Source organism: Micromonospora andamanensis (assembly GCF_016863495.1).
Lineage (GTDB): Bacteria > Actinomycetota > Actinomycetes > Mycobacteriales > Micromonosporaceae > Micromonospora > Micromonospora andamanensis.
Genome location: NZ_BOOZ01000063.1, coordinates 1 through 20,450 on the forward strand (window position 1 = coordinate 1; position 20,450 = coordinate 20,450).

Sequence of the window (20,450 nt, forward strand, 5' to 3'; positions counted from 1 at the left end):
GGCTTGGCGTGACAACAACCTCATGATCAACCGAGGGTGGTGGGGGTGGAGTGGGTGCCGGCGGTGACGGGCTCGGGGGTGCCCGGGAGGGCGTCGGTGGTGTGGGTCGCGGCGAGGGCCCGCTCGCGGCGGGTCCGCAGCAGCACCCGGACGGCAAGCGTCAGGGCCGTGATCCAGCCGGCGGCCAGCAGCACGTAGACGATCACCGGCACGGCGCCACCCAGGTCGCCGGCGCGCAGCAGGACCCGGGCGTTCGTCAGCACGATCACGCCACCGATCGCCGCGCCGAGCAGTTGGGCCGGCACGATACGCACCAGCCAGGCCGCGATCGGTGCGGCGATCAGGCCACCGGCGAGCAGCGCGAGCACGATCGGCAGCAGGAAGCCCTCGGTGCCCAGGCCGATCAGGAAGCCGAGGCTGGCGGCGGAGGCCACGACGAACTCGGAGGTGTCCACCGAGCCGATCACCTTGCGGGGCTCCATCCGGCCGCTTACCAGCAGTGCCGGGGTGGCCACCGGTCCCCATCCGCCGCCGCCGGTGGCGTCGACGAAGCCGGCGACGAGGCCGAGCGGGCCGAGGAATCGCCCGCGTAGCCGGCCGGCGGCCGGGTTTCGGCGTAGCGGCCGGGAGAACCGGATCAGCAGGTACGCGCCGAGGGTGAACAGGATCGCGGCCATCCACGGGGCGGCCGACTCGGTGGACAGCGCGCTGAGGAAGGTGGCACCGGCGAAGGCGCCGATCGCACCGGGCACCGCGATGCGTCGCACCACCCGCCAGTCGACGTTGCCGAATCGCCAGTGCGCGGTGCCCGCCGCGAGCGTGGTGCCGATCTCGGCCAGGTGCACCGAGGCGGAGGCGGCGGCCGGTGCGACGCCGGCCAGTAGCAGCAACGTCGAGGAGGTCAGCCCGTACGCCATGCCGAGTGAACCGTCGACGAGTTGCGCGGCGAGCCCCACCAGCGCGATGACGATCAGCTTGCGCATGGCGCCTCCCGACTAGACGGCATCTCCTATCAACTTGGTCGACAATGCGGCATCGCCGGGCTCCGGTCAAGCCTTCGATCAGTCAGTGAGACGACACGCCGTCGACGGTGGCCCGAGCGCCCGCGAACCACGGTCGGGCCGGCGTGAGCGCCGCGCGGCTCGTCAGGTCCAGGCGCCGGGATCGGCAACCAGCTTGGTGACCGGCTCGGGCAGCGTGCCCCGGGCCACGTCGGCGATCGTGACAAGTTCGAGGATCTGCCGCTCGCTGGCGCGCAGGGCGATCCAGACCTCCTGCAACGCCCGGGCCGCGCCCTGGTATCCGAGGTGCTCGGGCCGTTGGCCCCGGATGTGCGCCAGCGGCCCGTCGATCACCCGGATCACCTCGGCGAGGGAGATCTCCTCGGCCGGCCGGGCCAACCAGTAGCCACCCTCGGGCCCACGCTGGGCCTGCACCACGCCACCGCGGCGCAGTTGCAGCAGGATGCTCTCCAGGAATTTCGGCGGAATCTGCTGGGCCCGCGCGATCTGGTCGGCGGTGACCGGGCGAGCACGTCCAACCCCGGTCACCGAGGCCAGTTCGGCGACCGCTCGAAGGGCGTAGTCCACCCGGGCTGAGAGACGCATGCCGGACAGGTTAACCGCCAGGTATCCGGGCCCTGACCGGCGGCCCACCACCGGCAGGACGGGACCTAACCGCCGACCCGGCGCAGCAGGCCCTCCTGCACGGCGCTGGCGATCTGGCTGCCGTCGACAGTGAACATCCGGCCGGTGGCCAGTCCGCGCGCTCCCGACGCGGACGGACTCCAGCAGTCGTAGAGGAACCACTCGTCGGCCCGGAACGGCCTGTGGAACCACAGGGCGTGGTCCAGACTCGCGCCCACCACCCCGCCCGGTCCCCACACCTCGCCGTGCACCGAGAGCACCGAGTCGAGCAGGGTCAGGTCGGAGGCGTACGTCAGGGCGCAGGCGTGCAGCAGCGGATCGTCGGGCAGCTTGCCGTCGATGCGCATCCACACCCGCTGGTGCGGGTCGGCCGGCCGGTCGCCGGGGCGTACCCACCCCGGTTCGCCGACGTAGCGCACGTCGATGGGTCGGGGAATCTGCCCCCAGATGCCCAGCCGCTCCGGGTACCGGGACAGCCGATCGGTCATGGTCGGGACCGACTCGGGCCCCGGCACGTCCGGCGGCAGCGGGGCGTGGTGGTCCAGCCCCTCCTCGTGCCGCTGGAACGAGGCGGACATGAAGAAGATGGTCTTGCCGTGCTGGCGCGCGACCGAGCGGCGCACCGAGAACGAGCGGCCATCGCGGATGTTCTCCACTTCGTACTCGATCGGTTCGGCGGGGTCGCCGGCGCGAACGAAGTAGCCGTGCAGCGAGTGGACCACGCGGTCCGGGTCGACGGTGCGCCCGGCGGCGACAAGGGCCTGGCCGGCGACCTGGCCGCCGTAGACCCGCTGCGGGCCGACCGGTGGGCTCATCCCCCGGAACGACATGGTGCCCGTCGAGGAAAGGTCGAGCACCTCCAGCAACTGGTCGACGGCGGCCTGGCCGACGAGCGAGCCGTCGGTCACTGCAACGCCCGCGCGGTGGCGGCGTCGACAAGCGAACCGAGCTGGTGCACGCGCAGCGTGTTGGTCGAGCCGGGGCTGCCGGGCGGGCTGCCCGCCACGATCACCACGTAGTCGCCGGGGTTGCCCCGGTTGAGCCCGAGCAGCGCCTGGTCGACCTGGCGGAACATGTCGTCGGTGTGCTGCACGAACGGCATCAGGAAGGTTTCCACCCCCCAGCAGAGGGCGAGCTGGGCGCGCACCTCGGGCACCGGGGTGAAGGCCAGCAGCGGCAGGTCGCAGTGCAGCCGGCTGAGCCGGCGCACGGTGTCACCGGTCTGCGAGAACGCGACGAGCGCCTTCGCGCCGATGGCCCGGGCGATCGAGGAGGCGGCCACGGTCAGCGCGCCGCCGTGCGTACGCGGGTCGTGCTGCAGGCGGGGCACCAGCAGGGAGCCAGCCTCCGTGGTGGTGATGATCTTGGACATGGTGCTGACCGTGAGCACCGGGTACTTGCCGACGCTCGTCTCGCCGGAGAGCATCACGGCGTCGGCGCCGTCGAGCACCGCGTTCGCCACGTCGGACGCCTCGGCGCGGGTCGGCCGCGAATTCTCGATCATGGAATCGAGCATCTGGGTGGCCACGATGACCGGCTTGGCGTTCTCCCGGCACAACTGCACCGCGCGCTTCTGCACCAGCGGCACCTCGTCGAGCGGCAGTTCCACCCCAAGGTCGCCACGGGCCACCATCACGCCGTCGAAGGCCAGCACGATCGCCTCGAGGTGGTCGACCGCCTCCGGCTTCTCAACCTTGGCCAGCACCGGGCGGTGCACACCGACCTCGCTCATGATCGCGTGGCACAGCTTGATGTCGTCGGCGGAGCGGACGAACGACAGGGCGACCAGGTCGACACCGAGACCGAGCGCGAAGCGCAGGTCGGCCGCGTCCTTCTCGGACAGGGCGGGCACGCTCACCGCGACGTTGGGCAGCGAGACGCCCTTGTTGTTGCTTACCGGCCCACCCTCGGTGACCAGCACCCGGATGTCGTTGCCGGTGACGTCGGTGACCTCGACGGCGACCCGGCCGTCGTCGATCAGCAGCCGGTCACCGGGCTTGACCTCCTGGGGAAGCTTGCGGTACGTGCAGGAGACCCGCTCCTTGCTGCCCACGACGTCGTCGCCGGTGATCACCACGGAGTCACCGGTACGCCACTCGTGCGGCCCGTCGGCGAATCGACCGAGGCGGATCTTGGGTCCCTGAAGATCGGCCAGGATCGCCACCGGCTGGCCCGCCGCCTCGGCCGCCTCCCGGACGAGCCGGTACACCGACTCGTGGTCGGCGTGGCTGCCGTGACTGAAGTTGAGCCGCGCCACGTTCATGCCGGCTTCGACGAGCCCACGGATGCGCTCGGGCGACGAGGTGGCGGGGCCAAGAGTGCAGACGATCTTCGCGCGGCGTGTCACGCCCATCAGGCTAGTCTCTCCTCCGGGTCGGACCACCGGCCGACCCCTTGCGCAATGTGGAACAGTTGTCCAACGGAGCGCGGCTCACCCGCGCAGCCGGCGAGCGTGAGCCGCTCCGGACGTCGATGGCGGGCAACGGCGACCGCGCGCCGGAATGGTACGCCCCTGGTGCCAGTGCACGTCGGGCCGCTCCGGCCGGGCAACCGAGGGCAATCATCCGACAACAGTGCGTGAGCGCTGTGGCACCCGCTCAGCTCTCCGTCTTGACCAGCGGAAACTCCAGCGAACCGGCCGGGCAGAGGAAGGTCATCACGTCCACCCGGTAGAGACCGGCCTGCACCGCCGGGTCGGCTTCCATCACGCTGCGGACGTCGTCGACGGACCCAGTCCGGGCCAGACCGAAGCCGAGCGGCGGGTCCGGATCCCGGGCCTGGCCGTCCACCGCCCCGGCGACGAGGATGATCCCCCGCCGCTGCATCGCCTGCATGTGACTGGCGTGCTCGGCCTGCAACCGCTGCACGGTCTCGGTCGGCAGCGCCCGCCCGGCGGCGCCGGGATAGAGCACGATGCACTCGTACGTGTCGAGCGCGAAGTCGACCTGCGGCTCCCCTGACATGGCTTCCCCTTCGCCCGGCCCGCCGACGCCAGGCGGTGCACGCGGCGGTACCGTCCAGCCTCCCACGGACAGGTCAGGTCGCACCGGCGCTCCGCCGATCCCACTACCGCGTCGAGGACCGGGACCGCCCCCGCGCGCCGGGTGACCGGCGGGCGGGCGGCGGCTACCGTGTGGTCGATGGCGTACGGCGGGCAGCGGGAGGGTGCATCGATGCGGGATTCTGAGCCGCTGCCGTACGCGGAGGTCACCGACGAGGAGTACGCCACCCGGGTCGCGGAGACGTTCTCGGTGCGCCGGTACGGTCCGGCGGTGCTGCTCAGCGGCGACTGTCCCCGCTGCCAGCATCCGATCACCTGCCCGATCGTGGACGAGGTGTACCGACGGGAGACACCCGGGGCAGCTGTCGATCCCGGCTACCGGACCCTGCTGTGCGGCTGCGCCGCCGACCATCCGGACCGCCCGGACGGGCTGGCCGGCTGCGGCGCGTACTGGACGGTGACGCTTGAGGTCGAGTCGTGATCCGGCTGCGACCGGGCCCTGCGGCGACGCTCACCGACCTGCGCCGGGCACAGGAACTCGCCGCGTTGCTGCGCGGCGAACTGGACCGGGTCCGGGCCGCCGCGCTGGCCTGGCGTAACGGGCTGGGTGGCCTGCTCGTCGCGCTTGTCGGTTTCAGCCTGATCCGGGGACGCTCCGACGTCAGCACGCTCGCCCCGGGCTGGGGTGCCCTGGTCGGCGTCCTGCTGCTGGCCGCGATCATGGCCGGGGTCGCCGGGGCGCTGGCGTTGCTGCGGGCCGCGCACGGGCCGCTGTCGGTGACGTCGGTCGCCGAACTGCCCCCGGCCCCGCTCGGCGAGCACCGGGAAGCCCTCGCCGCGGCCCGGGCACTGCGTCTCGGGGTGCTGCTGGTGCTGCTCTGCACCGCCCTGCTGATCGCCGCCGTGGGCGTCACCTGGTACGCCCCCGGGCAACCCTGACCCTGCGGTCCCCGCTCCACCGGCCGGGATCCGCGGCGGTCGCCCCGGTCACCGGCAAGCGGCACGGCGTCGACGGTCAGGGGCCGAAATGGGCGTAGGCCGCCCAGAGTTCCGGCAGTCCGGGCAGGGCGGCACGGACCTGCCGGACGGCGTGGTGCAGGGCGGACGCGGCCCGCTCCGGGTCGACGCCGCCGGGCACCGCCAGCGCGCCGTACAGGTCATCGCACAGTTGCACGGTCAGCTCGTCGGAGATGGCCCAGAGCGCGCCGATGACGTGCCGGAAACCCGCCAACTGGAACGCGGTGCCCAGGGTCAGCGCCTCGTCCGGCAGGGCGGCACCGCCGCGCGCCGTGTCGCAGGCGGACAGGACGGCGAGCGCCGCCGTGGTGTCCGCCGGCCGCCACAGGTCCCGCACGTGCAGCGGCCCACCCGCCAACGCGAGGCGGCCCCGGGCGGGTGCGGCCAGATCCTGGGTGCCGTGACAGCACAGGTGGACCACTGGCGTCCCCGGTAAGGCCCCGAGCACCGCCGAGGGGGTGGCCGCCGGTCCGGTAAGCGACGTCACGTCGCTCAGGTGCCGGCGTACCACTGCCTGCTCCCCCGCCGCGCCGGGCAGGTCCGTCAGCCCGGGCGTCCGGGGCATCCCGACGAACAGGGCCGAGGCGACCGGCGCGGACCTGGCCGCCGGCCCCAGCCGGGCCCGCACGAGCGACCGCAGCGAGGCGGTGTACGACGAGACGACCCGGTCGAGGACCCCGGCTCCGCCGTCCAGCGGCGCGGCGGCGTGCACCGGCAGCAGGGTGAGCACCCCGGTGGGACACCACCACAGGCGGGCCGGCACGGCACCGTCGGCCGGTGGAGCGGCGGCCGGGCCCAGCGCGTCCAGCACCGGGGCAGCGACCACCCGCCACAACCAGTCGAAGGTCTCCGGGATCCGGCGGCGGAACGCGGCCCGGCGGCGCTGCGCCGCCGGACCCGGGTCGCCGGCGGGCGCGGTGGCCTCGGCGAGACCGATCAGGAAGTACACGGCCCGCACGTGCAGTTCGCCGAGACTCAGCTCGGGCAGCGGCACCGCCGTCACCCGTCCCCCGTCGACCACAAGCGCGTCACAGCGCCGGGCTGCGACGTTGACGAGCACCACCGGACCGTCCTCACCGGCTCGGGCCAGCTCGGCGAAGGGCGGTGGGCGGAGGAAGCGTTCGAAGCCGGGCAACCGCCGGATCTCCGCGAGCACCTCGCGCCGCTGGACGGCCAACTCGTGTCGGCGCTCCGAGCCCGCCCCCGGCTCGTCGGCGACCGGTGGGACCGCCACCGGTACGACAGCAGCGGCAGGCCCGCCGAGCGGCCCCGACCCGGCCGGACCGGTAACCGGATCAAGGCGGTCGAGGGCGGCCTGCGTGGCGGCCAGCCGCTCGGCCAGCCGGGGAGCCCGCGCACGCAGCGCCGCCAGGTCGGCACCCGCGTCGTGGGCCCGGGTCAACAGCACCCCTCGGCCGTACTCCAGCAGCTCCACCGCACGTTCCGGCAGGTCGAGCGCGATCGCCACTGCCGCGGCGTCGCCGGCCAGCCCCGGGAACCGCCCGAGCAGTCGGCCCTGGTCGTCGAGGTCCATGCCGTGCCAGGCCACCAGGTCGAGCAGCTCGATCGCTGTGGTGTAGCCCTCCAGCGCCGCAGGCAGGTCGCCGACGTCGGCGGCGAGACCGGCGTACGTCCGCGCGGCACCGGCCCGCAGCAGCGACGGCGCCGCCTCGATCGCCGCGGCCTCGCGCAGGGAGTCGATCGCCTCGGCCAGGTCGACAGGCGGCAGGTCATCGGCGCCGCCCGACGCAGACCCGGCGTGCGCGATCTCCTCGACGGCGGCGGCCAGGTTGGTCAGGCACATCGTCCGCTCCGAGTGGTCGACGGGCAGTGCCGCCACCGCCGCCCGGTAGGCCGTCAGCATCTCGCGGGCGTCGTGGCCGGCCCGAGCGGCCCGGAACCTGATCAGCAGCGCGTTACCGAGGTTTGTCAGCAGCCGGTACCGGTCACCGGCCGACACGGGGGGTGCGTCGACGAGCGCCCGCAGCAGGGTGACCGCCTCGTCGAGCGCGGCGGGGTCCTCGGTGAGTTGGTGCCGCAGCAGGTGGCTGAGCGCGAGCGTGCCGACAATCCGGACACGTTCGTCGGGCTCGGCCTCCCGCTGCGCCAACTCCGCCGCCTCCCGCAGCAACGCGACCGCCTGATCGGCATCGGTGCGTGCGGCGGCCCGGACCTGCTCTGGTGCGCTGGTGCCGTCGGCCGGCAGCGCCGCGTTGACAACCAGTTCGGTGCGCCGGTTCAACGCCGATCCCAGGTTGAGCAGGCCCAGCATCCGGTCCGGATTCCCGGCTGGCGCGGCGGCCACCGCCCGCCGCAGCACCGCTATCGCCTCGCTGAGAATCCCCAGATCCTGGGTCCGGCCGAAGAGTTCCTGCAGGACCAGACCCAGATTCGACAGGCGCAGCGGCAGTTTCGCGGGAACGGCCGTGACGGCGACCGCCTCGCGCAACCTCGCCACGGCCGGTTCCAGCAGGTCCGGCTCCCCCGCCAGGTTGGCCAGCTCACGCAGCGTGTTACCCAGATTGTTCAGCAGGTCCGGTCGATCCGGATGCTCCGCCGGCAGCAACCGCTCCGCCTCAGTCAGCACCTCGCGGGCCTGCCGCAGGCTCGGTAGCCCGTTCAGGTCGGCGTGCCAGCGGCTCAGCGTGTAACCGAGTTCGCCCAGGCACCGGGCCCGCTGGCCATGGTCGGTCGCCTCGTCGGCCGCCGCCCGCAGCAGCCGCAGCGCCTCGTCGAGGTCCTCGGCACGGCGGTGCAGCGCGTAACGCGCCTCCAGCAGCTTCCCCTCGGCCTGCCACAGCCCGCCCACGTCCTGCCCGTCGAGCCGGGGTCCGGCCGCCGCCGCCCGGTACGCCTCGATCGCCGCGTCCAGGTCAGTCGGGGTCTTCCGCCGCTCATGACGCTCCCCGACCAGCCCCGCCAGCGTCACCCGGGCCAGGTTGGCCAGGTCGCCGCCGAGCCCGGCGGCGAGGGCGGCACGGGTGGCGTCGATCGCGGTGTTCAGGTCATCGTCGGCGCGGTTGCCGAGGAACCGTTCGGCGACCAGCGACGCGTAGACATAGAGCAGCCTCGGGTCGACTCCGGCCGACGACGCAACCGCCAGCGCGTCGATGGCCCGGTCGAGGTCGGCGAGGTCGCCGCGGAGATTCCAGCGTTCCCGCAGCCGCTGGCCGAGGTTGAGCCGGGCCATCACGCGTATCGGCGAGTCGGCGGCGGCGACCCGGGCCGCGTCACCGAGCAGGTGGATCGAATCGTCCAGCGCCGCGAGGTCGCCCGCCTGCTCGAACCGGTCACCGAGGACGTTGCCGAGGTTGAACAGCCGGGTCGCACGCTCGGGGTCGCCGACCGGGGTCGACTCCAGACTCTCCCGGTGCGCGTCGATCGCCGCCGGCAGCGACAGCTGCCGGCCCAGGTGCAGGTACTGGTCCCGGCGGACCCGCCCGAGCGCGGAAAGGTAGTGCAGGCGCTCGGGTGCGTCCGACGGAGTGCCGGCCAGAGCCCGTTCCAGCAGGGCCTGCGCCTGGTCGGCCACCCGGTAGTCCCCGGAACGTTCGGCGCCACCCATCAGCATGACCGCCTGGCCGAACAGCGCGGCCGGCGGGTCGCCGCCGGATCGGCCGGGCGCGGAGCGGGCTGCCGGGATCCGGCCACCGGTCCGGGCGGACCCAGCGCTGGCGGGCACGTGGGCGCGGAGCAGGGCCAGCAGCGACTGCGGCACCCGCTGCGGTGCCAGCTGCAGCAGCATCTCGGTCAACCCGACCGCCTGCACGAGATCGGCGGCGTCCTGCCCGGCCGGCAGGATCTGGTACCGGTACCAGTGCAGGCAGGCCAGCAGGAACAGGGCCTCGGCCTCGTGCTCGGCGAGGGAGTCGCGGCCGGCCACCCCGTCGAGCAGCTCATACACCGGTCGGGCCTCCTGGAGGGCTGCGGGTTCCAGCACCCACCGGGGCTCCATGGTGGCCCCGAACCCGTCCAGCCGCTCCCGCAGCCGCCGCACCGGATCGGACCTGAACCGCCGCCACATGCCAGCCCTCCCGTCACAGGCACCGTCCCGCCCAGGGGTAGCAGCTACGGTGATCGGGCGCTATCCCAAAGCCGACCGGGTAATTTGGGGCCCCGACAGACAGCGATCCGAGAGGTGGTCCCCATGGCGCTCGAAGCCGGCACCCGGCCTGCGAAGGAGTCCGGCACCTACCGCATCGGCGGCGATCTTCAGGTCGACCGGCTCGGCTACGGCGCGATGCAGATCACCGGTCCCGGGATCTGGGGTGACCCGAAGGACCCGGCCGAGGCGGTCCGGGTGCTTCGCCGCGCCTACGAGCTGGGGGTGACGTTCATCGACACCGCCGACTCGTACGGGCCGTTCGTCTCCGAGCTGCTGATCCGCGAGGCACTGCACCCGTACGCCGACGACCTGCTCATCGCGACGAAAGCCGGACTGACCCGCAGCGGCCCGGGCGACTGGCGGCCGGTGGGCCGACCGGAGTACCTGCGTCAGCAGTGCGAGCTGAGCCTGCGCCACCTCGGGCTGGAGTCCATCGGGCTCTATCAGCTGCACCGCATCGATCCGGCGGTGCCGCTGGCCGACCAGCTCGGTGAGCTGGCGCTGCTGCGGGAGGAAGGCAAGATCCGCCACATCGGGCTCTCCGAGGTGACAGTCGACCAGATCGAGGCGGCCCGCCGCATCGTGCCGATCGTGTCGGTGCAGAACCTGTACAACCTGGCCAACCGCGACGCGGAGGACGTGCTCGACCACTGCGAACGGCACGATCTCGCGTTCATCCCGTGGTTCCCGATCGCGACCGGCGAACTGGCCCGGCCGGGCGGTCCGTTGGACGTCGTCGCCACCGAGCACCACGCGACGCCAGCGCAACTGGCCCTCGCCTGGCTGTTGCGGCGCTCGCCGGTCATGCTGCCGATCCCCGGTACGTCGTCGGTGGCGCACCTGGAGGAGAACGTGGCCGCCGCCCAGGTGAAGCTGACCGACGCCGAGTACGAGGCACTCGCCACCGCCACCGCCTGACCCTCCCCCGCCCTGCGCTGCGCCCCTGCCCCCTGCGCCCGCGAGCAGTGCCGCCCCAGGCGTGCGCCGGCCACCCCGTGCGCGTGCGCCTACAACTTCGGGGAAAGTGCTGCCTGCGCCTGCCTGAACCCGACAACGTCGGGGAAAGTGCTGCCTACGGCCCCCGGACCCGACAACGTCGAGGAGAGTTCCGCCTGCGCGGCCCGGCGACTTTGTGGAGTCGCCGGGTCGCGGTGGGGTCACAGGGCCAGGCAGTTGGGTTTGATCGCCGCGTCGCGGAGGACCTGCCGGATGACTGTGTAGGTGGTGCCGTCGAGCACCAGGCCGAGGTGGCCGACCACGCGCAACGGGCACCGGGACTGGATCAGGACGTTTGTCGCTCCGTCGGCCAGGACCGCGTTGTCGACCGGCCGGACCAGTTCGTCCTGCCAGGTCCGCACGGTGGTCCAGAGCACCGGGTCCGGGGTGTCGTCGCCCGCGTTGAGAGCGGTGAGGAACGACGACCCGATGGTCATCTGCTGGCAGGCGACCACTCCGGCGCAGCTGCCCAGGCCGAGGAACGCCACGATGTTGGCCACGTAGGTGCCGTACTGCGGGGTGCCGAGGCTGACGTAGCGTTCGACGGCGTCGCCGCCGCCGAGGCTCTTGATGTAGTAGCGGCTGACCAGGCCGCCTTCGGAGTGTGCGACCAGGTCCACCTTTGCCGCTCCGGTGGCGGAGCGGACCTGCCCGACGTACCCGCTCAGCCCGGCGGCGGACGCGGTGATGTCGCCGAGCCCGAGGTTGGGCAGCTGGTAGATCCAGACCCGGTAGCCGTCGGCGCGCAGCCGGGCGGCGAGCGGCTCGTAGACGGCGGCGATGCCGCTGAGCCCACCGACCACGATTACCGGGTTGGCGCCGGCCAACGCCCGCAGGCTGGCGTCGGCCCCAGCCTCGCCACTTGTCGCGGCGTCGTCGGCGCCGGCGACACGGGTGGGTGCGGCAGGAGAGTCGGACGCAGTGGGCATGCCGGCAGCAGGGGGCGCAGTGCCGGTGGTTGCGGTGTCGGTGGGCGCGGTGTCGGTGGGCGCAGTGTCGGTGGATCCGGCGACGCGGGTGGGCGCTGCCGGATCGGGCGCAGCCGCGGTGGCGGCGGAAGCGGCGGTGGCGGGCACCGCCGCCGCCGGAGCAGCCAGGACGGCGGCGACCGTGAGAGCCAGGACGAGGACAGCCTTTCGGAGCAGCATCGCTGCACCTCCCAAGGGGATCCCGGGGTTACCGGGTGGAGGCGGTGGGATGTCCGATCGACCGTGCACTGATGATGCGGGTCACGATCCAGAAACGTCAATGAAAAGTTACGCGCCGGTAGCGACAGCCCCACCAGGCATCCCGCGAACGAGCCGGGACAGACGTCCACAGACGACGAACGCCGCACGCACCGGGTGGGTGCGTGCGGCGTCGGGTTCGACGTGGGTCAGCCGGCCGGGGCGGTCTCCGGCTCCGGCTCGGGCCGACTCGGCCCGTTCTTCACGTACGTGGGGTGCAACTGCACCGGCTGCCGCTCCTGCTGGCGACGCTGCCGTGCCCGGACCCGCAGGTTGAGGAACTCCACGAAGATCGAGAAGGCGATCGGGCCGTACACGTAGCCCTTCGGGATGTGCTGGTCGAAGCTCTCCGCGATCAGGCTCGCGCCGATGATCAGCAGGAACGACAGGGCCAGCATCTTGACCGTCGGGTGCTGATTGACGAACCTGCTGACCGCGCCGGCCGAGACCAGCATGATGATCATCGCGATGACCACCGCGGCGATCATGATGGCGAGTTCGTCGACCATGCCGACGGCGGTGATCACCGAGTCGAGCGAGAAGACCACGTCCAGCACCAGGATCTGCGCGATGACCACGCCGAACGAGGCCACCTTGCCGCCCTCCCGGGCGTGGTCGGAGCCTTCCAGATGCTCATGGATCTCGTACGTCGCCTTGCCCACCAGGAACAGCCCGCCGAGCAGCAGGATCAGGTCACGGCCGGATATCTCCTGCCCGAGCACGGTGAACAGCGGTGCGGTCAGACCGATGATCCAGGACAACGACGCCAGCAGCAGCAGGCGGGTGATCAGGGCGAGCGAGATGCCGATCGTCCGGGCCCGGGCCTGCTGATGCTCGGGCAACCGACCGGACAGGATCGAGATGAACACGACATTGTCGATGCCCAGCACGATCTCCAGCAGGAGCAGGGTCGCGAACGCGATCCACAGCTCAGGACTGGTCAAGAACTCCATGCCATCCTCGACTCTCACGACCGGCCGCCGGGTCGGCACCCGGACCATCGGCTGATCTGCATCATGATGACCTACCGGGCCGTCCGCTGCATCGCAGCCCCAGCCGCACCACAGCACCCCGGGGCCAGCACCGGACCGGCCGTACGAGATGCGACGTGTCGGGCTTTCCCGGCCGCCGGAAACCGCGAGATACCGCAGCCCGCGACAGATCGCCCGGCAGGTTCCGGTCGCCGGCCACGACAGCGGCTCCGGCCGCCCGGTGGTCGAGCCCGGGGCCCCACGCCGGGTACGGATCGGTGGCATGCTGTGGTCCGTGCCTGGCGCCTCACCCCCCGACGAACGCCTGCGGGTCATGCCGTGGTGGCTGGTGCTCGTCGGGCTGCTGCTGGCCGCCCTGCTCGGCTGGTGGGTGCTGCACTGGCTGCTCGGCGAAGCCGACAGCGCCACCGCGCCGGACACCCGGGCCACCCTGCGCATCGACGCGATCCGTACCGGGCTGACGGTGGTCGCCGGCACGGGTGGCGGATTGGCGCTGCTGCTCGCCGCCCGGCGACAGTGGATCAGCGAGCGGGCGCAGCGACACCAGGAGGTCGTCGCCGCCGCCGACCAGGCGCACCGCGACCGGGTGCAGGCGCACACCGAGGCGGTCGCCGAGGCCGGGCAGCGACACCAGGAACGCCAGGCCGAGACCGCCGCGCACGACGCCGCCGAGCGCCGGCTGACCGAGTTGTACACCCGGGCTGTGGAGTTGCTCGGCAACGACAACGCGGCGGTACGTCTCGGCGGCCTGCACGCCCTGGAACGCCTCGGTCAGGACAATCCGGCGCAGCGTACGACGATAGTGGGGGTGCTCTGCGCGTACCTGCGGATGCCCTCGCCGGACGACGACGCCCGAGAGACGGAGGTACGCCGCAGCGCGCAGCGGGTGTTGACCCGGCACCTGCGCGCGGACGGCGACGCCTACTGGCCCGGCATGCGGCTGGACCTGACCGGCGCGCGACTCGACGACTTCGACGCCGCCGGCTGCACCCTCGACGACGCCGACCTGACCGGCGCGACCTGCACCGGAACCACCAGGTTCACAGGTGCCACGGTGACCGGGCGGCTGGCCCTCGGGGCGCGCTTCGACACCCTCGTGCTCGACGAGGTTGCCGGCGACGCCACGATCGTCCTGGACGACGCCCGGGTGACCGGCGGGCTCAGCGCCGACGGTGCCGAGATCGGCGGCCGGCTGTCCTGCCGACGGGCCACCCTCGGCGAGACGTCCTGGCGGGGCGCCACCTTCCGCCGGACCGTCACCTTCGACCACACCACTGTCACCGGCAGCGCCAGCTTCCGGGACGCGGTGTTCCACGGTGGACTGTCGATGGAGCACACGACGTTCGGCGGCGAGGCCGGCTTCCGACGGGCCCGCTTCGCCGACATGGCACTGTTCCGCTGGACCGAGTTCGGTGCCGACGCCTCATTCGCCGACGCCCGCTTCGCCGGGGCGGCGAGCTTCGGCCGCGCCCGTTTCCACGGCCCGGTCTCCTTCGAGGGCGTCACCCTGGCCCGCCGCCCTCTGTTCGACCAGGCCCGCGCCACCACGTCGGGGACCCACACCTGGCCCGACGGTACACACGTCGAACGCCTCGACACCGACTGGCTCCTGCTCACCGACCCATAGAGCGGTAACCCGATGTGGTAGGTCTTCGATCTCCTGGACCGACATAGGACGCAGCGCTCCTGACATTAGAACGAGGGGGACTCATGTCCACGGCCAAGCAGAACCCCATGTCCTCGGTGTTCTCGGTGGACGTCGGCATGCTCCTGGCCACCCTGATCGCCCTCGTCGGATACCTGCTGCCCTGGTTCCGTCCACGCCCCCGGGCCCAATGGTCCTTCTCCGGCTGGGCGTACGCGTCGCTCGGCGACGGGAGCGGGGGTGGCTGGACGCTGCTCACCTTCGGGTGGCTGCTGCTGGCCGCCGGGGCCGCGCTGTGGGCACGGCAGGTCATGGCGGCGGCGATGGCCGGCATGGTTGCCGCCGTGGGCACCCTGGTCACCGCCATGGCGGTGGTGGCGGCCAGCTTCGGCATAATCGGTGAGAGAAGTGCGCTGGACTACGTGACGGAGCTGCCCTTCGGAGCCGGAATCCCGATCATGGCCGCCGGCATCGGGCTACTCCTGGCCACGTCCTGCCGGGCGATCATGCGGTGCCACCTACTGGAAGCCACCCTGGAACGACCCGCCCCACCAACCCCCTGACCCGCCCCGCGCCCCGCGCCCCGCGATCATGCAGTTGTGGCACCCGGAATCAGCCGGTTTGCTCCGCTCTGTCCACGACCACAACTGCATGATCGACGCCGCGCTGAGCGGAGGGTCAGGAGTGGGTGGGCAGGCGGGTGACGAAGGTGTGCCAGGCGGTGGGCGGGAAGGTCAGCACCGGGCCGGTCGGGTCCTTCGAGTCCCGGACGCCGACCACGCCGGGCAGATTGTCGGCGACCTCCACGCAGACACCGCCGTTTGTGGACGAGCGGGACGACGTGCGCCACCGCGCACCGGTCAGGTGGTCCATGTCTTCGCCGCCTCCTTGAGTACGTCGAGGGTCTGCCCCACCGGGAGGGCTTCGCCCCGAGCCATGTCCCATGCCAATGCAAGACGAGCAATCGGATCCGGCTGTCCTGTGGTTTGCGACTCCAACTGATGATCTACGCAGGCGGCTCGTGATCCGTCGGGCAGGTCGGCCACGATGAACGCCCCGGCCAGTCCTGAGTAGATGCCAGCGGAGAGCGGCACGACGTGCAACTGGATATGCGGCTGCTCGGCACAGTTCACCAGGTGCTCGACCTGCTCGGCCATCACGTCGGGGCCGCCACACGCACGCCGCAGCACCATCTCGTCCAGCACCACGAAAAGCTGCGGGGCCGGGTCACGCGCGAGCACCGCCTGCCGTTCCAACCGCGCCGCGACCCGCTGGTCCAGCTCGGCGACAGGCGTGCGGGCGGCCTGGAACGTCGCTCGGGCGTACGCCTCGGTCTGGAGCAGCCCCGGCACGAAGGAGTGTTCGTACCAGCGGAAAGCGGTCGCCTCCCGCTCGATCTGGATCCATTCCCGCAGCCAAACCGGGGCGGCGTCGCCCTTGACCAGCTCGTCCCAGAGCGTCACGAAATATCCGCACGTGTTCAGCGCCGTGTCGACGGCGGTGAGGTGCGGCACGGTCGGCGGCTTCGTTCCGGTCTCGATCGCGCTGACCTGCGAGTCCGAACAGAAGATCAGCTCACCGAGTTGAGCCTGGGTCAGCCCGGCGGCTGCCCGGCGTCGCCTCAGCTCGCGAAGCAGATACTCCGACGGCGAGATTCCCACGGCTTCCAGTCCCTTCCACGACGCCCCACGCCGTTCCGCGCCGACTTGGAGCAGGTCGTCACATTCCGCGATCACGTGATGACTGTTCCGAGGGTAGGGGGCGTACGTCCAGGGTGGAAGGAAGCACGGCGCGCCTGGTGGCGGCCCATCCCCCGGCCCTGGCAGGACGCGTCCGTGCCGGGGGTCGCTGCTGGGCGAGCATCCGCGGCGACCCCCGATCCCAGCCACCGACGAAGGAGGTGTGTCGTGTCCGCGTCGAAGCCCGCGAACGTCGTACCGGCGTCACGCTTCTCGACCCGCCGGATCGTCGCCCGCCCCGCCGCCGCGCCGGCGGGCACCCGCGAGGACGGGACGCCCCTGGTCGCTGCCGGCGTATACCTGCTGACCCGCGAGGCATCCCCGCAGTTCGCCACACCGATCACCGTGCGGGTGATCCGCGAGCGGACCGACCGGAGCAGCTACGACGGTTGGGCGTGGATCGAGGTGTACCAGCTAGATTCCCGTGGCGAGGCGATCGACCGCCGCGAGTTGTACGTACGCCCCGACGGGATGCGCCCCGCGCCGCCGCCCCGACACCGTGCACCGGCCCGGCGTGCTGCGGCGGGGGCCGCCGGATGAGCACGCCCGCCCGTGAGCACGTACCGTCCCGCCCGACGTGGCGCTGCCGGGCCTGCGGGATCGCCTGGCCCTGCTCCCCGGCGAAGCTGCGCCTGCTCGCCGAGTACCGGGGCAACGTCCCCGGCCTCATGATCTACCTCGTGACGTTGCGCGAGGAGGCCATCGAGCAGCTCGCCGTTGAGCGTTCCGCCAAGCGTCGTACCTGTCGAGGATCCACGTTTCCCCACATCCATAGGCCCCGATGAACTGGTCAGGATACGGCCGCACATTCGACGCGGGAAGCTCCGAGCAACCTCTATCGTCTATCCGACACGCCCATCGCTGCGGATAGAGACGTCAGGCTGGCACGACCCATCTGGGTCTGGCCCTACCCACTGAGCCCCTGTGATCCTCTGCTTTGGTTCAAGGTGGAGCGTCCCGCTCGTGCGGCGGACTGATCCACCGCATCGACAGGTGCTGTTAGCATCACCGGCGGACGCGTCCAGCACCCATGAGGATCCGGCGAACAAATGTCCCCGAACGAGCAGGATCCGTACGTGCTCCTCGGCGTCAGCCGGGAGGCGTCGCTGGCGCAGATTCGAGGGCGATACCTGATCCTCGTGCAGGTCTGGCACCCGGACAAGCATCATTCGAGTCCGGAGAATGTGCGCGCCGAAGCGACACGTCAGATGCAGCAGATCAACCGGGCGTACAAACTGCTCACCGACGTCCGGGAACGCGAGACGCGGGAACGTCAGGCCCGCCGGGCCGAGGAACGAGAACGCGCGAAAGGCCAGCAGGCCGGCGGTGGGCAGCGGGCCCAGGACTGGGCCGCCCAGCAGCGCGAGGCACGCGAGCAGGAAGCCCGGGACCGTGCGGCACACGAGCGGCGGGCCCGGGAACACGCGGCCCGCGAGGCCCGTGAGCAGGAAGCCCGCGAACGCGTGACCCGCGAGCGGGTAGAGGCCGAGCGGCTGGCACGGATCCGCGAGCGGGAAGCACGCGAGCATCAGCATCCCCACGCCCTGTGGACCCATCCCCGGTACGAGCCGGCGCATCTACCGGAACCGCCGACCATTCACCCGATCTCCATCGCGTCGTCGGACGGCGCCGAGGGTTACACGCTCTTGGCACGATCCGAAGGCGAAGGGTCTGTGGTCTTCTTTCCCGGGGCCGACGGCGAGCTGCTCCTGTTCCGCGCCAAGGAGACACTGCACCGGTACCTGACCGAGACCAGCTCCCACGAGCTGGCCGCCGTTCCCGGTTGGGACGAGTTCATGAACTCGATCCTCAAGGCCGGCATCAGCGTCGACGACGATCAGTCGTACGACTTCGGGCTGATTCTCTACAGCATCAGACGCCCGGTGACCGACTGGGTTCCCCGGCTCTTCATCACCAACCGCGATCTCGTGGTGGACATCGCGGAGGCGTTCGGGATCACCGAGGCGTTGGAAGTGTTGCGCGTCGGATCGGCGATCGACACGCTCGACGATCTGATGCGGGTCGCCGACCGACCACTCGCCGGATGGGGCGCACGGCGTCGGCTCGACGCCATGAATTCGGCGCCCGCGGGCATCGCGTGGCGCAGGGTGATCCGGAACGTCGAGAAACGCGTACGGTGGCTGCGCTGAGCAGCCCGCCTCGTCACTCCCCCGCGTCGCTGTCACCGGCCTGGATGGACCGGGCGGTCGGCAGGAGCGACTCGCTGAACTCCGGGAGCGTCAGCACGCTCACCGCGACACCGGGCTCCACGAGCCAGAACGCCTGGACGTCGTCGTGCAGACCGGCGCTGTCATCGTGCGGGAACTCGCTCAGGTGCCACTCGGCGGGGTCGCGCTCGTGATACTCGCGGAGGAAGTCCCGTAGCGCGGTCAGGTCGACAAGCCGCTCCCCGCGCAGCACGTGGACCCGCAGATCCACCCGATGGCCGTCGGGCGTCTGTCGCTCCCACACCCGGCTGGCGAAACGTACGTCGTCCCACTCGGAGGCGAAGTCCGACACCTCGTCGCCGACACCGGCCGGCACCTGCCCGATCCGGAAACCGTCGAGCGTCCCGCCGTCACGCGTCTCGTCGCTGCTCATCCCACCGCCTCGATCGGATCCTGATGGTCCCGGTCAGTTACCCAGCGCGCGTACCTTGGCGATCGTCTCCTGGACGTGCTGCCGGGCGGGCTCGTGCCCCTGCGCCGCCTGGGCGAGCGCCTGCCGGTACGAGTCGATCATGTTGATCAGTGGCCCGGCGGCGACGCCCTGCAGGGCACCGGCGACGAGTTGGCGTGCCTCGGCCGCGTCCTGTGCCGCCGCCGCTGTCTTCGCCTTCGCCTCGTCCAGTTTCTGTGCCGCCGCCGCCAGCCTGGCGATCATCTCCGCTGCGCTCACACGCCCTCCCCACGATCGCACCACACAGGCGTCGCCGCCTCCACCCGAGCAGCGACCACACAGGAGGGTACGAGATCCATACAGGCACCGCGACCACCAGCGCGCCCGGCACCGCCGAGGGTGGGTACGTCTGTTGCTGCCCTGGCGACGACAACCGCACCCACCCGCCTTCGCCTCGACCCCCAGCCCGCCCCTGCCGACGCCGATGCGGTGGACCGGCACGCGGAGGTCAACGCATGGCGCGGAAGAGCAGCAGGTAACCGCAGTAGGCGAGGGGCACCGCTAGGAAGCAGAGCAGGAACCCCAGGACCGGATAGCGCGGCGGGGTGGCGGCGCCGACAGCGGGCCGACCCCAGCGGCCGAGCACCAGCCAGCCTCCGATCAGCGCCACCGCGGGCAGGCCGGCGCACATCCAGGCGACCAGGGTGCCGAAGCCGACCACGCCGACACCTGAGGCGAGCGCCATCACCAGCATGAGCACCACGGCGACGCCCGCGAAACCGAGGTAGACGGCGACCGCCCGGGCCACCGGAGACCAGGTCGGCAGCAGCGCCGGTTGCTGGGCCAGCAGCTCCGCCTGCTGTCCGTGCCGGTCGGCCTCGTCGGCCCAGCGCCGGGCCAGTTCCAGCTCCGTCGCCGGGTCGACCTCGCCCACACGCGGGCCGGGCACCCCTGCCGCCGTCGCGCTCACCGCCACCGGCAGCGCCGGGCCCGGCTGTCCCACCCCGACCGGGGAGTACGCCCCGACGCCCGGCCGCCCCGGCGCGGCGGCTGCGCCGCCGTCCGACCCCGTCCCCGGTCCGGGGGCGGTGCCCGGGTACCCCGGCGGACTCAGTGGCCGACCAGGCGGCCCGGACACCGGTGCCCCGGTCGGCGGCGGCCCAGGCGGGGCCGGTGGGCCGGATACCGGTGGTGCGCCAGGTGGTGCACCGGGCGGCGGCCCGCCGGGGAGGGGCCCGCCGGGCCCGGCCGCAGTCGGTGCCGGGCCGCCCGGTGCGACGCCGATGGTGCGGCCGAGGTGGTCGAGGCGCTGCCCCTGGGCGGTCAACCGCCGGTCGAGGTACTCGACTGCGGCGCCGAGATCCCGCTGCCGTTCGGCTTCGGCTGCGGCGCCCTGCTCCCCGGCGCGCTGCTGTACGGCGAGGTGGCGGGCCAGCGCCGCGTACTCGTCGAAGGTGGACACGC

The 20,450-nt window shown here is 72.1% G+C and carries 21 protein-coding genes; 8 read left to right on the forward strand and 13 right to left on the reverse strand.

Annotated elements, in window-relative coordinates; translation table 11 throughout:
• Positions 1-26 precede the first annotated feature (26 nt).
• The 5 genes from Van01_RS30085 to Van01_RS30105 all read right to left on the reverse strand — a co-directional run bounded on the left by Van01_RS30085 (position 27) and on the right by Van01_RS30105 (position 4,609).
• On the reverse strand, positions 27-983 hold the full coding sequence (locus Van01_RS30085; RefSeq protein WP_204014786.1) for a sulfite exporter TauE/SafE family protein: 957 nt from the start codon (positions 981-983) through the stop codon (positions 27-29).
• Between the two features lie 162 nt (positions 984-1,145).
• Entirely contained in the window at positions 1,146-1,607 is a 462-nt protein-coding gene (locus Van01_RS30090; protein WP_204014789.1) for an RrF2 family transcriptional regulator, read from the reverse strand.
• Positions 1,608-1,672: 65 nt separating this feature from the next.
• A complete protein-coding gene (locus tag Van01_RS30095) occupies positions 1,673-2,554 on the reverse strand; it encodes an acyl-CoA thioesterase (RefSeq protein ID WP_204014792.1) in 882 nt (293 codons plus the stop codon).
• Complete coding sequence (pyk, locus tag Van01_RS30100) at positions 2,551-3,999, reverse strand: pyruvate kinase (protein WP_099844772.1); 1,449 nt, start codon at positions 3,997-3,999, stop codon at positions 2,551-2,553. Before pyk ends, Van01_RS30095 begins: the two co-directional genes overlap by 4 nt.
• A 244-nt stretch (positions 4,000-4,243) precedes the next feature.
• Positions 4,244-4,609 (reverse strand): YciI family protein, encoded by a 366-nt coding sequence (locus Van01_RS30105; RefSeq protein ID WP_099844771.1) that lies wholly within the window; start codon positions 4,607-4,609, stop codon positions 4,244-4,246.
• Between the two features lie 210 nt (positions 4,610-4,819).
• Here Van01_RS30105 and Van01_RS30110 point away from each other — a divergent pair, with 210 nt between their 5' ends.
• Together Van01_RS30110 and Van01_RS30115 are read left to right on the forward strand one after the other, a co-directional pair.
• A complete protein-coding gene (locus Van01_RS30110) occupies positions 4,820-5,128 on the forward strand; it encodes a hypothetical protein (protein ID WP_204014796.1) in 309 nt (102 codons plus the stop codon).
• Positions 5,125-5,586, forward strand: coding sequence for a hypothetical protein (locus Van01_RS30115; RefSeq protein WP_204014798.1), 462 nt, complete (start codon positions 5,125-5,127; stop codon positions 5,584-5,586). The genes Van01_RS30110 and Van01_RS30115 overlap by 4 nt, the downstream gene beginning before the upstream one ends.
• Positions 5,587-5,662: 76 nt before the next feature.
• On the opposite strand, the gene Van01_RS30120 is transcribed toward Van01_RS30115, so the two are convergent.
• Positions 5,663-9,688 (reverse strand): CHAT domain-containing tetratricopeptide repeat protein, encoded by a 4,026-nt coding sequence (locus Van01_RS30120; protein WP_204014800.1) that lies wholly within the window; start codon positions 9,686-9,688, stop codon positions 5,663-5,665.
• Between the two features lie 123 nt (positions 9,689-9,811).
• On the opposite strand from Van01_RS30120, the gene Van01_RS30125 reads away from it, so the two are divergent.
• A complete protein-coding gene (locus Van01_RS30125; RefSeq protein ID WP_204014802.1) occupies positions 9,812-10,687 on the forward strand; it encodes an aldo/keto reductase in 876 nt (291 codons plus the stop codon).
• 239 nt (positions 10,688-10,926) lie between these two features.
• Here Van01_RS30125 and Van01_RS30130 read toward each other — a convergent pair whose 3' ends face one another.
• Positions 10,927-11,913, reverse strand: coding sequence for a lipase family alpha/beta hydrolase (locus Van01_RS30130; protein WP_204014804.1), 987 nt, complete (start codon positions 11,911-11,913; stop codon positions 10,927-10,929).
• A gap of 227 nt (positions 11,914-12,140) precedes the next feature.
• Positions 12,141-12,944: a TerC family protein gene (locus tag Van01_RS30135; protein WP_204014806.1), complete on the reverse strand. Its 804-nt coding sequence runs from the start codon at positions 12,942-12,944 to the stop codon at positions 12,141-12,143.
• A gap of 301 nt (positions 12,945-13,245) precedes the next feature.
• On the opposite strand from Van01_RS30135, the gene Van01_RS30140 reads away from it, so the two are divergent.
• Together Van01_RS30140 and Van01_RS30145 are read left to right on the forward strand one after the other, a co-directional pair.
• Positions 13,246-14,610, forward strand: a complete 1,365-nt coding sequence (locus Van01_RS30140; RefSeq protein ID WP_204014808.1) for a pentapeptide repeat-containing protein — start codon at positions 13,246-13,248, stop codon at positions 14,608-14,610.
• A gap of 83 nt (positions 14,611-14,693) precedes the next feature.
• Positions 14,694-15,191 (forward strand): hypothetical protein, encoded by a 498-nt coding sequence (locus Van01_RS30145; RefSeq protein WP_204014811.1) that lies wholly within the window; start codon positions 14,694-14,696, stop codon positions 15,189-15,191.
• 115 nt (positions 15,192-15,306) lie between these two features.
• On the opposite strand, the gene Van01_RS30150 is transcribed toward Van01_RS30145, so the two are convergent.
• Together Van01_RS30150 and Van01_RS30155 are read right to left on the reverse strand one after the other, a co-directional pair.
• Positions 15,307-15,501: a DUF397 domain-containing protein gene (locus tag Van01_RS30150; protein ID WP_204014814.1), complete on the reverse strand. Its 195-nt coding sequence runs from the start codon at positions 15,499-15,501 to the stop codon at positions 15,307-15,309.
• Positions 15,489-16,298 (reverse strand): helix-turn-helix domain-containing protein, encoded by an 810-nt coding sequence (locus tag Van01_RS30155; protein ID WP_373306307.1) that lies wholly within the window; start codon positions 16,296-16,298, stop codon positions 15,489-15,491. The genes Van01_RS30150 and Van01_RS30155 overlap by 13 nt, the downstream gene beginning before the upstream one ends.
• Positions 16,299-16,535: 237 nt before the next feature.
• Between Van01_RS30155 and Van01_RS30160 the strand changes: the two genes are divergently transcribed.
• The 3 genes from Van01_RS30160 (at position 16,536) to Van01_RS30170 (ending at position 18,517) form a co-directional block, all read left to right on the forward strand.
• Positions 16,536-16,907 carry a hypothetical protein gene (locus Van01_RS30160; protein ID WP_239099391.1) on the forward strand — a complete coding sequence of 124 codons (372 nt, stop codon included), beginning with the start codon at positions 16,536-16,538 and terminating at the stop codon, positions 16,905-16,907.
• Positions 16,904-17,152: a flavin reductase gene (locus Van01_RS30165; RefSeq protein ID WP_239099392.1), complete on the forward strand. Its 249-nt coding sequence runs from the start codon at positions 16,904-16,906 to the stop codon at positions 17,150-17,152. Before Van01_RS30160 ends, Van01_RS30165 begins: the two co-directional genes overlap by 4 nt.
• Before the next feature lie 264 nt (positions 17,153-17,416).
• Positions 17,417-18,517: a J domain-containing protein gene (locus Van01_RS30170; RefSeq protein ID WP_204014817.1), complete on the forward strand. Its 1,101-nt coding sequence runs from the start codon at positions 17,417-17,419 to the stop codon at positions 18,515-18,517.
• A gap of 13 nt (positions 18,518-18,530) precedes the next feature.
• Here Van01_RS30170 and Van01_RS30175 read toward each other — a convergent pair whose 3' ends face one another.
• From Van01_RS30175 to Van01_RS30185, 3 genes are all read right to left on the reverse strand, one after another.
• Positions 18,531-18,968: a hypothetical protein gene (locus Van01_RS30175; protein WP_204014820.1), complete on the reverse strand. Its 438-nt coding sequence runs from the start codon at positions 18,966-18,968 to the stop codon at positions 18,531-18,533.
• 33 nt (positions 18,969-19,001) lie between these two features.
• A complete protein-coding gene (locus tag Van01_RS30180; RefSeq protein ID WP_204014823.1) occupies positions 19,002-19,265 on the reverse strand; it encodes a DUF6244 family protein in 264 nt (87 codons plus the stop codon).
• A 229-nt stretch (positions 19,266-19,494) separates the two neighbouring features.
• Positions 19,495-20,448, reverse strand: coding sequence for a hypothetical protein (locus Van01_RS30185; RefSeq protein ID WP_204014826.1), 954 nt, complete (start codon positions 20,446-20,448; stop codon positions 19,495-19,497).
• Positions 20,449-20,450: the final 2 nt, after the last annotated feature.

What these genes read in the sequence shown, in the direction of transcription:
- Van01_RS30175 (WP_204014820.1), bottom strand. Translation starts at nt 18,968, where the DNA reads ATGAGCAGCGACGAGACGCGTGACGGCGGGACGCTCGACGGTTTCCGG.
- Van01_RS30090 (WP_204014789.1), bottom strand. Translation starts at nt 1,607, where the DNA reads ATGCGTCTCTCAGCCCGGGTGGACTACGCCCTTCGAGCGGTCGCCGAA.
- Van01_RS30105 (WP_099844771.1), bottom strand. Translation starts at nt 4,609, where the DNA reads ATGTCAGGGGAGCCGCAGGTCGACTTCGCGCTCGACACGTACGAGTGC.
- Van01_RS30125 (WP_204014802.1), top strand. Translation starts at nt 9,812, where the DNA reads ATGGCGCTCGAAGCCGGCACCCGGCCTGCGAAGGAGTCCGGCACCTAC.
- Van01_RS30110 (WP_204014796.1), top strand. Translation starts at nt 4,820, where the DNA reads ATGCGGGATTCTGAGCCGCTGCCGTACGCGGAGGTCACCGACGAGGAG.
- Van01_RS30150 (WP_204014814.1), bottom strand. Translation starts at nt 15,501, where the DNA reads ATGGACCACCTGACCGGTGCGCGGTGGCGCACGTCGTCCCGCTCGTCC.
- pyk (WP_099844772.1), bottom strand. Translation starts at nt 3,999, where the DNA reads ATGGGCGTGACACGCCGCGCGAAGATCGTCTGCACTCTTGGCCCCGCC.
- Van01_RS30120 (WP_204014800.1), bottom strand. Translation starts at nt 9,688, where the DNA reads ATGTGGCGGCGGTTCAGGTCCGATCCGGTGCGGCGGCTGCGGGAGCGG.
- Van01_RS30130 (WP_204014804.1), bottom strand. Translation starts at nt 11,913, where the DNA reads ATGCTGCTCCGAAAGGCTGTCCTCGTCCTGGCTCTCACGGTCGCCGCC.
- Van01_RS30135 (WP_204014806.1), bottom strand. Translation starts at nt 12,944, where the DNA reads ATGGAGTTCTTGACCAGTCCTGAGCTGTGGATCGCGTTCGCGACCCTG.
- Van01_RS30165 (WP_239099392.1), top strand. Translation starts at nt 16,904, where the DNA reads ATGAGCACGCCCGCCCGTGAGCACGTACCGTCCCGCCCGACGTGGCGC.
- Van01_RS30145 (WP_204014811.1), top strand. Translation starts at nt 14,694, where the DNA reads ATGTCCACGGCCAAGCAGAACCCCATGTCCTCGGTGTTCTCGGTGGAC.
- Van01_RS30140 (WP_204014808.1), top strand. Translation starts at nt 13,246, where the DNA reads ATGCTGTGGTCCGTGCCTGGCGCCTCACCCCCCGACGAACGCCTGCGG.
- Van01_RS30085 (WP_204014786.1), bottom strand. Translation starts at nt 983, where the DNA reads ATGCGCAAGCTGATCGTCATCGCGCTGGTGGGGCTCGCCGCGCAACTC.
- Van01_RS30170 (WP_204014817.1), top strand. Translation starts at nt 17,417, where the DNA reads ATGTCCCCGAACGAGCAGGATCCGTACGTGCTCCTCGGCGTCAGCCGG.